This window comes from Streptomyces asoensis, from assembly GCF_013085465.1.
GTDB classification, from domain to species: Bacteria; Actinomycetota; Actinomycetes; order Streptomycetales; family Streptomycetaceae; genus Streptomyces; species Streptomyces cacaoi_A.
In genome coordinates this window covers 2367359-2380405 of the sequence record NZ_CP049838.1, presented here as the reverse complement: position 1 = coordinate 2380405, position 13047 = coordinate 2367359, and the positions used below count along the sequence as shown (strand labels likewise).

11 protein-coding genes are annotated in these 13047 nt (G+C 71.3%); 5 read left to right on the top strand and 6 right to left on the bottom strand.

Annotated features, from left to right (window positions below):
• Positions 1 to 21: 21 nt before the first annotated feature.
• Together G9272_RS10590 and G9272_RS10585 are read right to left on the bottom strand one after the other, a co-directional pair.
• A complete protein-coding gene (locus tag G9272_RS10590) occupies positions 22 to 732 on the bottom strand; it encodes a 3-keto-5-aminohexanoate cleavage protein (protein ID WP_171396316.1) in 711 nt (236 codons plus the stop codon).
• Positions 733 to 869: 137 nt separating this feature from the next.
• The gene (locus G9272_RS10585; RefSeq protein ID WP_171396315.1) at positions 870 to 1472 is read right to left on the bottom strand and encodes a hypothetical protein; all 603 of its coding nucleotides are present in this window, start codon (positions 1470 to 1472) and stop codon (positions 870 to 872) included.
• Positions 1473 to 1682: 210 nt separating this feature from the next.
• Here G9272_RS10585 and G9272_RS10580 point away from each other — a divergent pair, with 210 nt between their 5' ends.
• Positions 1683 to 4469 carry a penicillin acylase family protein gene (locus G9272_RS10580; protein WP_171396314.1) on the top strand — a complete coding sequence of 929 codons (2787 nt, stop codon included), beginning with the start codon at positions 1683 to 1685 and terminating at the stop codon, positions 4467 to 4469.
• Positions 4470 to 4509: 40 nt separating this feature from the next.
• Here the strand turns inward: G9272_RS10580 and G9272_RS10575 are convergent, their stop codons facing one another.
• Positions 4510 to 5790, bottom strand: coding sequence for a serine-threonine protein kinase (locus tag G9272_RS10575; RefSeq protein WP_171396313.1), 1281 nt, complete (start codon positions 5788 to 5790; stop codon positions 4510 to 4512).
• Positions 5791 to 6036: 246 nt separating this feature from the next.
• On the opposite strand from G9272_RS10575, the gene G9272_RS10570 reads away from it, so the two are divergent.
• The 3 genes from G9272_RS10570 to G9272_RS10560 all read left to right on the top strand — a co-directional run bounded on the left by G9272_RS10570 (position 6037) and on the right by G9272_RS10560 (position 9165).
• Positions 6037 to 6801: an SDR family oxidoreductase gene (locus tag G9272_RS10570; RefSeq protein WP_171396312.1), complete on the top strand. Its 765-nt coding sequence runs from the start codon at positions 6037 to 6039 to the stop codon at positions 6799 to 6801.
• Positions 6798 to 8471, top strand: coding sequence for a class I adenylate-forming enzyme family protein (locus G9272_RS10565; protein ID WP_171396311.1), 1674 nt, complete (start codon positions 6798 to 6800; stop codon positions 8469 to 8471). The genes G9272_RS10570 and G9272_RS10565 overlap by 4 nt, the downstream gene beginning before the upstream one ends.
• Positions 8472 to 8571: 100 nt before the next feature.
• The gene (locus G9272_RS10560; RefSeq protein ID WP_171396310.1) at positions 8572 to 9165 is read left to right on the top strand and encodes a TetR/AcrR family transcriptional regulator; all 594 of its coding nucleotides are present in this window, start codon (positions 8572 to 8574) and stop codon (positions 9163 to 9165) included.
• Between the two features lie 58 nt (positions 9166 to 9223).
• Here the strand turns inward: G9272_RS10560 and G9272_RS10555 are convergent, their stop codons facing one another.
• The 3 genes from G9272_RS10555 to G9272_RS10545 all read right to left on the bottom strand — a co-directional run bounded on the left by G9272_RS10555 (position 9224) and on the right by G9272_RS10545 (position 11948).
• Positions 9224 to 10438, bottom strand: a complete 1215-nt coding sequence (locus G9272_RS10555) for an acyl-CoA dehydrogenase family protein (protein ID WP_171396309.1) — start codon at positions 10436 to 10438, stop codon at positions 9224 to 9226.
• Positions 10439 to 10443: 5 nt separating this feature from the next.
• A complete protein-coding gene (locus G9272_RS10550; protein WP_171396308.1) occupies positions 10444 to 11466 on the bottom strand; it encodes a phosphotransferase family protein in 1023 nt (340 codons plus the stop codon).
• A 185-nt stretch (positions 11467 to 11651) separates the two neighbouring features.
• Positions 11652 to 11948: a hypothetical protein gene (locus G9272_RS10545; protein WP_171396307.1), complete on the bottom strand. Its 297-nt coding sequence runs from the start codon at positions 11946 to 11948 to the stop codon at positions 11652 to 11654.
• Positions 11949 to 12061: 113 nt separating this feature from the next.
• On the opposite strand from G9272_RS10545, the gene G9272_RS10540 reads away from it, so the two are divergent.
• Positions 12062 to 13039 carry an NADP-dependent oxidoreductase gene (locus tag G9272_RS10540; protein ID WP_171396306.1) on the top strand — a complete coding sequence of 326 codons (978 nt, stop codon included), beginning with the start codon at positions 12062 to 12064 and terminating at the stop codon, positions 13037 to 13039.
• Positions 13040 to 13047: the final 8 nt, after the last annotated feature.

Sequence of the window (13047 nt, the reverse complement as noted above, 5' to 3'; positions counted from 1 at the left end):
TCACTCCCCCGAGCGGTGGGTTCACCCGTGCCGGGTCAGCGCCTCGGTCACCAACTGAGCGTTGGACAGGGCCCGTTCGCCGTCCGGCAGGCTCAGCGTGTCCTCCAGGCCCACTCGGGTCGACAGGCCCAGCCGCGCCGCCAGCCGCAGTACCGGCCACGCGCCGCCGTCCTCCCCGTGCAGCAGAATCGGACGGCCGAACGCGGTGCCGAGCTCGGTCAGGAGAGCGTGCGCGGACGACTCGGCGGTGTCCGGGGTGGTGTCCGTCACCTCCGCGAGCACCCGCAGCACCTTGGGGCCGAGGGGTGAGCGGGCGAACCGCGCCGCCCCGTCCGTACCGGACCAGATGCCGGCCTCCACGCCCACGCCTCTCCGGAGGAGGACGGCGGCCAGTTCCTCCGCGCCCGGTTCGTGCCAGTTGACGGAGGCGTGGTCGGGCAGCACCGTCCAGTCGCGCACCCGGGTGAGCCGGGCGGCCGGGTCCGGGTGCGCCCAGGCACCCGTCGTCACACCGACCGGCACCGAGACCCGCGCCCGTATCGCGTCGAGGGTCGCCGCGACGACCCGCGGCGACATCGTGTCCAGGCCGCACGGTGTCTTGGGATGGACATGGACATCCGTGGCCCCCGCCGCGACGGCCTCGGCCGCGGCGTCCGCCATCGCCTCGGGCGTCAGCGGCACGATCGCACCGTCCGCGGCGCCGCGCGCTCCGTTGAGACAGACCTGCACCATGCCTCGATGGTGACACCCGCCACTGACAACGCCGTCGGTCGGCTGTACCGGCATAACTGGGGGTGCGGCATCCCCGGCGCACCCCCGCCGTGCTCTCAGGCCGGCCGCGGGCCGACCTTGGCAGAACTCGGGCCGTGTCAGGCCGACAGCAGCAGTCGTCCGCTCCTGGCGTACGCCAGGGCCTCGGGCGTGAGCACGGGGCGCGGTACGAGAATTCCGCAGTCCGCGCAGACCGGGCCGGCCGACGGTTCGTGATCCAGGTCGTACTTCCACGGCAGCCGCTCGCCGCCGCACACCGGGCAGCCGGAACCCGGTGCGCGCTCCAGCGCGGCGATCAGCTTGCGCAGCACGTCGGCCAGCGGCTCACGGGGGTGGAGCCGCGGGTCGTCGCACCAGGCGACACCGAAACCGCCCCAGGTCAGCCGGTGCCAGTCGTCCACACTGCCGGGCCTGCGCAGCCCGTCGTGCTTCTCCTTCCTGCGGCGCTCGGCGAACTCGCCCTCGTAGGCCAGCCACACCGCCCGCGCCTCCTCCAGCTCGTCCAACGCGGCCACGAGCCGCGCCGGATCGGGGGAGCGGTCCTCAGGACCGAACCCGGCCCGGGAGCACAGGTGGTCCCAGGTCGCGCGGTGTCCGTAGGGGGCGAACCGTTCAAGGCACTTGCGCAGTGAGTACCGCCGCAGTGCCAGATCGCACCGGGGGTCTCGCACCTGTCTCGCCAGACTCCGGAAACCGGCCATCGCCTTGCACCTCCGTCACATCTGCATCTGCACTTCGGTCACTTCGGCGTCGTCGTACGGACGTCGTCGAATAGACGTATCGACATGCGATTCGGCTCCATCCGATTTCCGAGGACCTCCACCTGTCGAAAACTTGACGCATGTTCATCTTCAATCCCGGGGATACCGGCGGTAACCTTCCGCCGACCCCCCCGTCGCTAGGAGCAGCCGATGCCACGGCGAACCCCCCGCTTCACTCTCGACAGACTGAGAACTCCCGGCAGATTCCCCGGGTTCCTGAAGACAGCCTCCGTATGCGCCCTGATTGCCGGTCTTTTGTCGCCGCTTTCCCAAGTGGCGGCAGCCGCCGAGGTCACGGCGGCGAACGACTACTGCGGCGGCCAGTGTTCCGACATCCTGCCGCCCGGCGAGAACGGCAACGCCACCCTGGCGCAGATCCTCCTCAACCAGGCTTTCGGCACCCAGCCCGACCACGCCGAGGACCAGCTCGGCCCCTACGCCAACCTGGCCAAGGGCTACCCCACGCTCACCAACGCCACGATCAACACGTTCTTCAACGACGCGTCGTTCGGTGTCGCTTCCGATCAAGTCGCCTCCACCCTGAGTCCCGCGGGCCGCAGCGACGTGACGATCGTCCGCGACAAGAAGACGGGTGTGCCGCACATCACCGGTACCACCAGATACGGCACCGAGTTCGGCGCCGGGTATGCGGCAGCCCAGGACCGGCTGTGGCTCATGGACGTCTTCCGGCACGTCGGCCGTGGCCAGCTCACCGCCTTCGCGGGCGGCGACCCCTCCAACCAGGGTCTTGAACAGCAGTTCTGGCGCAACGCTCCGTACACCGAGGCAGACCTCCAGGCCCAGATCGACAACGCCGTGGCGAACAACGGCACCCGCGGCCAGCAGGCACTCGCCGACGCCAACGCCTACCTGGCCGGCGTCAACGCCTACATCGACGCCTCCGACAGCGGCCGCTACTTCCCCGGTGAATACGTTCTGACCGGGCACAAGGACTCAATCACCAACGCGGGCACCATCGACCACTTCAAGATCACCGACCTGGTGGCGCTGGCCTCGGTCATCGGCGCGCTCTTCGGCTCGGGCGGCGGCGGCGAGGTCAACAACGCGGTGTCGCTGCTCGCCGCGCAGGAGAAGTACGGGGTGGAGCAGGGCACCCAGGTCTGGGAGGCGTTCCGCGAGCGCAACGACCCCGAGGCCGTGCTCACCGTCCACAACGGCCAGAGCTTCCCCTACGCCACGAAGCCCGCGAGCCCGCAGGGCGCGGCACTGCCCGACACCGGCTCGGTGACCTCGCAGCCGCTGATCTACGACGCCACGGGCACCGGGGGCGACGCCACGGCGACCGCCACCTCCGCCACGGCGACCGCGACCGCCCTCAGCTCGGCCAGGCGCGGCATGTCCAACGCCCTCGTCGTCAGCGGTCAGGCCACCGCGAGCGGCCACCCGATCGCCGTCTTCGGCCCGCAGACCGGCTACTTCGCCCCGCAGCTGCTCATGCTCCAGGAGATCCAGGGCCCGGGCATCAGCGCCCGCGGTGCCTCCTTCGCGGGTCTGAGCATGTACGTCGAGCTGGGCCGCGGCCAGGACTACGCGTGGAGCGCCACGACCTCCGGCCAGGACATCATCGACACCTACGCGGTCGAACTCTGCCAGGACGACTACCACTACCTCTTCCACGGCACCTGCACGGCCATGGACGTGGTGGAGCAGAAGAACGCCTGGAAGCCCACCACCGCCGACGGGACGGCCGCCGGTTCGTACACGATGCGCGTGTACCGCACCAAGTACGGTCCCGTGGAGTACCGGGCGACCGTGGGCGGCAAGAAGGTCGCCTACACGACCCTGCGCTCGTCCTTCATGCACGAGGCCGACTCGATCATCGGCTTCCAGATGCTGAACGACCCCGACTACGTGAAGAGCCCGCAGACCTTCCAGAGCGCGGTGCAGCACATCAACTACACCTTCAACTGGTTCTACGCCGACTCCACGCACACCGCGTACTACAACAGCGGCGACAACCCGGTAAGGGCGAGCGGTGTCGACGCCGAGTTCCCGGTGTGGGCGCAGTCGGCGTACGAGTGGAAGAGCTGGGTGCCGGCCACCAACACGGCCGAGTACACCCCGGCTTCGGCGCATCCCAACTCCATCGACCAGGACTACTACATCTCCTGGAACAACAAGCAGGCCAAGGACTACTCGACGGCCTCCTGGGGCGACGGGTCCGTGCACCGCGGCAACCTGCTGGAGGACCGGGTGAAGAAGCTGGTCGCGGCCGGCGGCGTCACGCGCGCGTCCCTGACGAAGGCGATGGCGGACGCGGCGCTCGCCGACCTGCGCGCCGAGGACGTCCTGCCCGACCTGCTGAAGGTGATCAACAGCTCCACGGTCACCGACTCCACGGCCGCGGCCGCGGTGACCAAGCTCCAGACCTGGCTGACGGCGGGCGGCAAGCGGACGGAGACGACGGCCGGTTCCAAGACGTACGCCGACGCCGACGCGATCCGCATTCTGGACGCCTGGTGGCCGCTGCTGGTGAAGGCCGAGTTCGAACCCGGCCTCGGCACCGGCCTGTACACGGCGTTCACCGCGAACCTGCCGATCGACGAGGCTCCGTCGGCCGCCCACGGCCCGACCGGGGCACACGCCGGAAGCTCCTTCCAGTACGGCTGGTGGAGCTATGTCGACAAGGACATCCGGGCCGTGCTCGGTGAGTCGGTGCAGGGCGCGCTGCCCCAGAAGTACTGCGGCAGCGGCACCGTCAGCAGCTGCCGGGACATCCTCATCAGCACCCTGAAGACGGCGGCCGGCAAGACCGCGGCCCAGGTCTACCCGGGCGACGCCCTGTGCGCGGCGGGCAACCAGTGGTGCGCCGACTCGATCGTCCAGCGCACCCTGGGCGGCATCAAGCACGGCAACATCAGCTGGCAGAACCGGCCCACCTTCCAGCAGGTGGTGGAGTTCACCTCGCACCGGTAGTCACGTCACACCGTCAGTCCCCACGACGGCGGGTCGCGTCCTAGCGGATCCGGCCCGCCGCCAGCACCAGCCGCGCCAGCTCGGGGTGCACGATGTCACTGTGCGCCCCGGCCGGCGCCCCGCCCCGCCGGACCACCGCCGCCGCGTCGACGTTCACGCACCCCGACTTCGGCAGCGGCCCGGACAGCGCGTCGGCGAGCACGCGCGCGTGCGTGCCCGGCACGGCCTGCACCCCGTCGTGCCCCATGGCACCCCACTTGGCGCCCAGCACCTCCCCGACGAGCCCCTGGGCGTCGCCCGCCATCCGCGAGGCCAGCGGGTACATCGTGCTCAGCGCCTGGTCGAACCGCGAGTAGCAGCACACCAGGGGGCCGTCGATCCGGTTCTGCTGGCCCTGGAGCACTCCTCGCGGGGCGAACGCGTAGTGCGAGAAGGCCCCTTGGAGCAGCGTCACCGACTTCACCGTGCGTACCCCGTCCGGCAGCCCCCGCAGCGCGAACGACACCAGCCGCCCGCCGAAGCTGTGCCCCACCAGATGCACCCGAACGGCCGGCACCGCCGCCGCCAACCGCCCGACGAGCGGCCCGAGTCCACGCTCGCCGACCGTCCCGGCGCGCCGCTTCATCGCGTAGTACGTCGCCTGCCGCAGCAGCTCGTGCGCCCCGTCCCACGGGTCGGGCAGCGCGAACTCCCCGGCCCCCGGTGCGGAATCGAGGCCGGACAGGGCCCGCGCGAACTGCTCGCAGGCCAACGCTGTCGGGCAGGCGAACATCTCCGGCTCGTCCTGTGGCACACCCTCCGCCAGCGTGTCCGCCCCGAACAGAGCCTGTGGTCCCGGCGGCACCACGTCCACCAGCAGCCGCACCAGCCGGCCGAACTCCTCCAGTTCGGCATCCTCGGGCGGCCGCTGCTCCAGCAGCCGTGCGATCCGGTCGACCACCGTGGCCCGGCCGGGGAACGTCTCGAGCAGCGCGTGCCGGGTCTCCCCGTCCAGGGCCGGGCGCCGGGTCTCAGCGGCCGCCGCGGAGCGCGGGAGGTCGGGGATCGGCTCGTCCGAGAACCGCATCGACGGCCACACCACGCCCACGTAGCCGATGCGCGCCGCCGGGGCGAGCGCGGGGATCGGGGCGAAGAAGCGGCTGTAGAGCCGGGTCGCGCCGGAGCGGTCGCTGTTCCAGCCGTGCGAGAAGACGATCAGGTCACGGACACCGCTCCGCCTCACCCCGGTCAGCAGCCGGTCCCGCTGTGCGCCGTCGATGTCCCCGTCGGCGTCGAAGGTCAGCTCCCAGTAGGGAGTCACGCTCATCGCCGGATCCGCCATGACAGGCTCCCTCGTCCCCCGAAGCGGTGCGCCAGGTGCGCGCATCGTCCTGCGAACAGGGGCAATTGGCCATACGTCACGGCTCATCCGTACAAGAGGCAATCCCGTCCCGTCCGCCGGAACAGGTCCGAGCCGATCCCGGCCCGATCCCGGGCCGGGATCGGGGCACCCCTTCCGTCGCAACATACCGACTGGTTAGTCTGGCGGTAGAGCCGATTCGTGCCGCAGTCGCGTCGAAGGAGACCGATGGTGGAAGCCGTGCAGGATGCCGGAGTGGTCGTGACCGGAGCGGGAGGCGGTATCGGGGCCGCGCTGGCCCGCCGCTTCGCCGCCGAGGGAGCCCGGGTCGTCGTCAACGACCTGGACGCGGACCGGGCGCATGCCGTCGCCGACGAGATCGGCGGGATCGCGGTCCCCGGCGACGCTTCCGAGATCGTCGACCGGGCCCGGGAGGCGCTCGGCGGCACCGTCGACGTGTACTGCGCCAACGCCGGCGTCGCCTCGGGCGGCTCGGAGTCGGCCGAGGAGGCCGTCTGGGCGCTCGCCTGGGACGTCAACGTCATGGCCCATGTCCGCGCGGCCCACGCGCTGCTCCCGGACTGGCTGGAGCGCGGCCGGGGCCGGTTCGTCTCGACCGTGTCCGCCGCCGGGCTGCTCACGATGATCGGCGCCGCCCCGTACAGCGTCACCAAGCACGGCGCGTACGCCTTCGCCGAGTGGCTGTCGCTGACCTACCGCCACCGGGGGATCAAGGTCCACGCGATCTGTCCCCAGGGCGTCCGCACCGACATGCTGGACGCCACCGGCAGCGCGGGCGACCTGGTGCTCAAGCCGACCGCGATCGAGCCGCAGGACGTGGCGGACGCCCTGTTCAAGGGCATCGCGGAGGACCGTTTCCTGATCCTGCCGCACCCCGAGGTCGCCGGGTACTACCAGGTGCGGGCCGGGGACCCCGACGGCTGGCTGACCAACATGAACCACCTCCAGCAGAAGTGGGAGACCGCCGAATGACCGCGCCCGCCTCCCGTTACGCGGCCAAGCCCTGGGTGGCCCTCCTCGACGAGGCCCAGCGCGCCCCGATCGACCCCGCCGACTCCCTCGTGCACGCCTTCCGCAGGTCCGTCGCCGAGGCCCCCGACCGCACCTGCCTCGCCTACTTCGACGGGCGGCTCAGCTACCGGGAGGTGGACGAGCTCAGCGACTCCGTGGCCGGTCACCTCGCCGCCCGCGGCCTGGAGCCCGGTGACCGGGTCGCCGTGCTGTTGCAGAACTCCCCGCTCTTCGTCCTCGCCCTGCTCGGCGCCTGGAAGGCGGGCGCGACGGTCGTCCCCGTCAACCCGATGTACAAGTCGGGCGAGGTCGCCCACGTCCTGCGGGACGGCGAGGTGGCCGCGCTGATCTGCTCCGACCGCGCCTGGGAGTCGTATCTGCGGGAGACGGCCGCCGACTCGCCGGTGCGGATCGTGCTCACCGGCTGCGAGCTGGACTTCCAGACCCGGGGCGACGCGCGCGTGCTGACCTTCGAACGGCTCCCGCAGACGCCGGACGCCGACGACCTCACCGCCGTCGCCCGCGCCGGCCACAAGGCCCCCGAGGGTCGCGAGGCCGCCCCCGCCGACATCGCCCTGATCAGCTACACCTCGGGCACGAGCGGCGCCCCCAAGGGCGCCACCAACACCCATCGCAACATCATGGTCAACGCCGAGCGGCAGCGCACCGGGCTGCGCCTGCCCGAGGCGCCCGTCTACTACGCCCTCGCGCCGCTCTTCCACATCACCGGCATGGTCTGCCAGCTCGGCGCCTGTCTGAACAGCGCGGGGACGCTCGTCCTGACCTACCGCTTCGAGCCGGGCGTGGTGCTGGAGGCGTTCGCCGAGCACAAGCCGCACTACACGGTGGGCCCGTCCACCGCCTTCATGGCGCTGGCCGCCCACCCCGGCGTCACCCGCGAGCACTTCGCGTCCTTCGTGAACATCTCCTCCGGCGGCGCGCCGGTGCCGCCCGCCCTGGTGGAGAAGTTCCGGGCGGGCTTCGGGCCGTACATCCGCAACGGCTACGGACTCACCGAGTGCACCGCGCCCTGCGCCTCCGTGCCGCCCCAGCTCGAGGCGCCGGTCGACCCGGCCTCCGGGACCCTCGCCGTGGGCGTGCCCGGGCCCGACACGGTCGTCCGCATCGTCGACGACCAGGGCGCGGAGGTGCCCTTCGGCGAGCAGGGCGAGATCGTCGTGCGCGGTCCTCAGGTGGTCCCCGGGTACTGGCGCCGGCCCGAGGCCACCGCCGAGACCTTCCCCGACGGCGAGCTGCGCACCGGCGACATCGGGTTCATGGACGAACAGGGCTGGCTGTACGTCGTCGACCGCAAGAAGGACATGATCAACGCGTCCGGCTTCAAGGTGTGGCCGCGCGAGGTCGAGGACGTGCTGTACACCCACCCGGCGGTGCGCGAGGCCGCCGTGGTCGGGGTGCCGGACGGCTACCGCGGGGAGACCGTCAAGGCCTACATCAGCCTGCGTCCCGGCGCCGACGCGGATGCGGATACGCTCGCGGCCTACTGCAAGGACAGGCTGGCGGCGTACAAGTATCCGCGCCAGGTGGAGATCCTGCCCGACCTGCCCAAGACGGCGAGTGGCAAGATCCTCCGTCGGGAGCTGCGTTCCCGTCCGCAGGACAGTCGGTAACAATCAGCAGGAAACAATCAGCAGGACGCCGGCAGCGAGTCAGCAGTACGACAGCCGGTGCGGCTCGCCGATACGGCATAGAGGAAGGCAGGTGGCGGCAGTGCCCAGGACGACGGACGGTGGAGAGGCTCCTGTTCCGCAACGGCTCCTTGCCGCCGCCACCCGGCTCTTCGCCGAGCAGGGCTACGACCGCACCTCGGTGCAGGAGATCGTCGAGGCGGCAGGCGTCACCAAGGGTGCGCTGTACCACTACTTCGGCTCCAAGGACGACCTCCTGCACGAGGTGTACGCGCGCGTGCTGCGCGTTCAGCAGGAGCGTCTGGACGCTTTCGCGAACGCCGACGAGCCGATCGAGAAGCGGCTGCGGGGCGCGGCGGCGGACGTCGTCGTCACGACGATCGAGAACCTCGACGACGCGTCGATCTTCTTCCGCTCCATGCACCACCTGAGCCCCGAGAAGAACAAGCAGGTGCGGGCCGAGCGCCGGCGCTACCACGAACGCTTCCGCGCCCTCGTCGAGGAGGGCCAGGAGGCCGGCGTCTTCTCCACGGCGACCCCGGCCGACCTGGTCGTGGACTACCACTTCGGCTCGGTCCACCACCTGTCGACCTGGTACCGCCCGGACGGTTCGATGGGGCCGAAGGAGGTCGCCGACCATCTGGCGGACCTGTTGCTGCGGGCGCTGCGCCCCTGAGCGGGCGGGACGACAGGTAAGGGGCGGTCGCCATGGCGACCGCCCCTTACCGCGTGTCCTAGAGGTACTTCTTCAACTCCCGCCGCGCCAGCGACCGCTGGTGGACCTCGTCCGGGCCGTCGGCGATCATCAGGGTGCGGGCGCCGGCGTACAGCTCGGCCAGGGGGAAGTCCTGGCTGACGCCGCCCGCGCCGTGCAGCTGGATCGCGCGGTCGAGGATGTCGACGACCGCACGCGGCGTCGCGATCTTGATGGCCTGGATCTCCGAGTGAGCGCCCCGGTTGCCGACGGTGTCCATCATCCACGCGGTCTTGAGGACCAGCAGCCGCAGTTGCTCGACCGTCACGCGCGCGTCCGCGATCCAGTTGTGGACCACGCCCTGCTGGGCCAGCGCCTTGCCGAAGGCGTCGCGGGAGACCGCCCGGCGGCACATCAGCTCGATCGCCCGCTCCGCCATGCCGATCAGCCGCATGCAGTGGTGGATGCGGCCGGGGCCGAGCCGGGCCTGGGCGATGGCGAAGCCGCCGCCCTCCTCGCCGATCAGGTTCGTCACCGGCACCCGCGCCTGGTCGAAGATCACCTCGGCGTGGCCGCCGTGGGAGTGGTCCTCGTAGCCGAACACCTTCATGGCGCGCTTGACGGTGACGCCGGGTGTGTCGCGCGGCACCAGCACCATGGACTGCTGACGGCGGATGTCGGCGCCGTCCGGGTCCGTCTTGCCCATCACGATGAAGATCTTGCACTCCGGGTTCATCGCCCCGGAGATGTACCACTTGCGCCCGGTGATGACGTACTCGTCGCCGTCCCGCTCGATGAGCGTGGTGATGTTGGTGGCGTCGGAGGAGGCCACCTCCGGCTCGGTCATCGCGAACGCCGAGCGGATCTCCCCGGCCAGCAGCGGCTCCAGCCACTGCTTCTGCTGCCGCTCGTCACCGAACTGGGCGAGCACCTCCATGTTCCCGGTGTCCGGGGCGGCGCAGTTCAGGGCCGTCGGCGCCAACTGCGGGGAACGGCCGGTGATCTCGGCCAGCGGCGCGTACTGGAGGTTCGTCAGACCGGCGCCGTGCTCGGCGTCGGGGAGGAACAGGTTCCACAGGCCCTGGCTGCGGGCCTGCTCCTTCAGCTCCTCGACCACGGCCGGGGTGTCCCACGGCGAGGCGAGCAGCGCGCGCTGCTCCTCGGCGACGGGCTCGGCCGGGTACACGTACTCGTCCATGAAGGCGAGCAGCTTGGCGCGGAGCTCCTCGGTGCGTGCGTCGAACGCGAAGTCCATGCCGGTCAGCCTTCCTGGAGAGTGGTCAGTCCGTGCTCGATGAAGACGGGGACGAGCTCCCCGATGCGGTCGAAGCCGCGCCCGACCGTCTGGCCCAGCGTGTACCGGTAGTGGATGCCCTCCAGGATCACGGCGAGCTTGAACCAGGCGAACGCCGTGTACCAGGAGACCGCCGAGACATCACGCCCCGAGCGGGTCGCGTACCGCTCGATCAGTTCGGCCGGCGACGGGTGTCCGGGAGCCGAGGCGGTCGTGGAGATGGGCGAGCCGGGGAGTTCCAGCGGCACGCTGTACATCACCAGCAGCCCAAGGTCGGTCAGCGGATCGCCGAGCGTCGACATCTCCCAGTCGAGGATCGCCCGGATCGTGTCGTCGGGCCCGATCAGGACGTTGTCGAGCCGGTAGTCGCCGTGCACGACCGCCGGGGCGGGGGAGTGCGGCAGCCCGCGGCCGAGCGCCGCGTGCAGCTCGTCGATCCCCGGCAGGTCGCGGCTGCGGGAGGCGTCCAGCTGCTTGCCCCAACGGCGCAGCTGCCGGTCGAGGAAGCCCTCGGGCCGGCCGAAGTCGGCCAGGCCCACCGCGGCGGGGTCCACCGCGTGCAGCTCCACCAGCGTGTCCGCCAGCGAGAGGACCGCGTCCCGGGTGCGCCGCTCACCGAGCGGGGCGAGCTCGTCGGCGGTGCGGTACGGGGTGCCCTCGACGAACTCCATGACGTAGAAGGGCGCTCCGAGCACCTCCTCTTCCTCGCACAGCAGCACCGGGCGCGGCACCGGCACGCTCGTCGGGTGCAGGGCGCTGATCACCCGGTGCTCGCGCCGCATGTCGTGCGCGGTGGCCAGGACGTGCCCGAGCGGAGGGCGCCGCACGACCCACTTCGCGGTGCCGTCGGAGACCGCGTAGGTGAGGTTCGACCGTCCGCCCTCGATCAGCCGGCCGGTGAGGGGGCCGTCGACCAGACCGGGACGCTCGCGCTCCAGCAGGGCGCGCAGCCGGTCGAGGTCGAGTCCGGGCGGGTGGTCGGGGCTCATGCGCAGCTCCTACGGACGGGGCGGGGAATCAGCATGCGCACCATGATGCCGACCGGTCGGTATGCCGTCCAGTGGTCACGCCCAACGTGATCGGGGCCACGATAGGGCGACGGCTCCCCGGGCAGTACCCGGGGAGCTGTCGAAGGGCGGTTCTCGGCCGCCTGGGCCGTCGTCCTCCGTACGCGTCAGTGGTCGTCCCAGTGCCCGTCGTGCTCGGCGTGCCGGTGTCCGTCGTGCAGGTAGTCCATGTGGTCGCCGTGCCGCACGCGCGCGTGCCCGCAGTCCTCGCCGTGCCGGTGCTCGTGCCCGTCGTGGGCCACATGCCCGCGCGGCTCGCACTCGTCCCAGTGGCCGCCGTGCTCACGGTGCAGATGCCCGTCGTGGACGTAGTCGACGTGGTCGCCGTGCCGCACCTCGGTGTGCCCGCAGTCCGGGCCGTGCGTGTGGGTGTGGGCGGAGTGCTCGAGATGGAGGGTGGTCATGCTGCTCACCTTCGAAGCTGCGGGGTGATGACGTCGGACAGGCTGCCACGCGAACTCCGCATATCGGGTCATTCGGCTTGCGTGGCGTCCGGGTACCCCGGAGGGTCGGACCCATGAAGGCCATCAGCTACTCCCGCTACGGCGGCCCCGAGACGCTCGCGTACGGGGACGTCCGCGAGCCCAAGATCGGCCCAGACTCGGTGCTGGTGAAGGTCCGGGCGGCGGCCGTGAACCCCGTCGACTGGAAGGCCCGCGAGGGCTACCTGGACCCGATGCTCGACGCCGTCTTCCCGGTGATCCCCGGGTGGGACGTCGCGGGGGTCGTCGTGCAGCTCGGGGTGTCCGTCGCGGAGTACGCGGTCGGCGACGAGGTGATCGGCTACGTCCGCGAGGACTTCCTCTCCCGCGGCACCTTCGCCGAGTACGTCGGCGCTCCGGTGCGCACCCTCGCCCGCAAGCCGCGCAACCTCACCTGGGAGGAGGCCGCGGGCCTGCCGCTGACCGGGCTCACCGCCTACCAGGTGCTGACCCAGGCCCTCCAGGTGAAGCGGGGCGAGACCGTTCTCGTCCACGCGGCCGCGGGCGGCGTCGGCTCCATCGCCGTGCAGCTCGCCCGCCATCTGGGCGCCCGGGTGATCGGCACGGCGAGCGAGGCCAACCACGACTTCGTACGCTCGCTGGGCGGCGAGCCCGTGACCTACGGCGAGGGGCTGGCCGAGCGGGTGCGCGGGCTGGCCCCCGAGGGGGTGGACGCGGCCTTCGACACGGTCGGCGGCGACACGCTGAGGGTCTCCGCCAACCTGCTGGCCCCGGAAGGACGCCTGGCGTCGATCGCCGACGGGGACGTCGTCGGGTACGGCGGCCGGTACTTCTGGGTCCGGCCCGACGCCGACGACCTCACCCGGTTGTCGGAACTGGCCGAACAGGGCGTGGTGTCCGTGCACGTCTCCGAGACGTTCCCGCTGGAGCGCGCCGCGGACGCCTACCGGCTGAACGAACAGGGCCGCACCCGGGGCAAGATCGTGGTCACGGTGGACTGGGCGGACGAGGCCGCCGAGAACGGCGGGAACGGGGGGAGCGGCGAGCAGTGAGGCCGGCG

What these genes read in the sequence shown, in the direction of transcription:
- G9272_RS10555 (WP_171396309.1), bottom strand. Translation starts at nt 10,438, where the DNA reads ATGGACTTCGCGTTCGACGCACGCACCGAGGAGCTCCGCGCCAAGCTG.
- G9272_RS10585 (WP_171396315.1), bottom strand. Translation starts at nt 1,472, where the DNA reads ATGGCCGGTTTCCGGAGTCTGGCGAGACAGGTGCGAGACCCCCGGTGC.
- G9272_RS10565 (WP_171396311.1), top strand. Translation starts at nt 6,798, where the DNA reads ATGACCGCGCCCGCCTCCCGTTACGCGGCCAAGCCCTGGGTGGCCCTC.
- G9272_RS10590 (WP_171396316.1), bottom strand. Translation starts at nt 732, where the DNA reads ATGGTGCAGGTCTGTCTCAACGGAGCGCGCGGCGCCGCGGACGGTGCG.
- G9272_RS10570 (WP_171396312.1), top strand. Translation starts at nt 6,037, where the DNA reads ATGGTGGAAGCCGTGCAGGATGCCGGAGTGGTCGTGACCGGAGCGGGA.
- G9272_RS10580 (WP_171396314.1), top strand. Translation starts at nt 1,683, where the DNA reads ATGCCACGGCGAACCCCCCGCTTCACTCTCGACAGACTGAGAACTCCC.
- G9272_RS10550 (WP_171396308.1), bottom strand. Translation starts at nt 11,466, where the DNA reads ATGAGCCCCGACCACCCGCCCGGACTCGACCTCGACCGGCTGCGCGCC.
- G9272_RS10575 (WP_171396313.1), bottom strand. Translation starts at nt 5,790, where the DNA reads ATGGCGGATCCGGCGATGAGCGTGACTCCCTACTGGGAGCTGACCTTC.
- G9272_RS10540 (WP_171396306.1), top strand. Translation starts at nt 12,062, where the DNA reads ATGAAGGCCATCAGCTACTCCCGCTACGGCGGCCCCGAGACGCTCGCG.
- G9272_RS10545 (WP_171396307.1), bottom strand. Translation starts at nt 11,948, where the DNA reads ATGACCACCCTCCATCTCGAGCACTCCGCCCACACCCACACGCACGGC.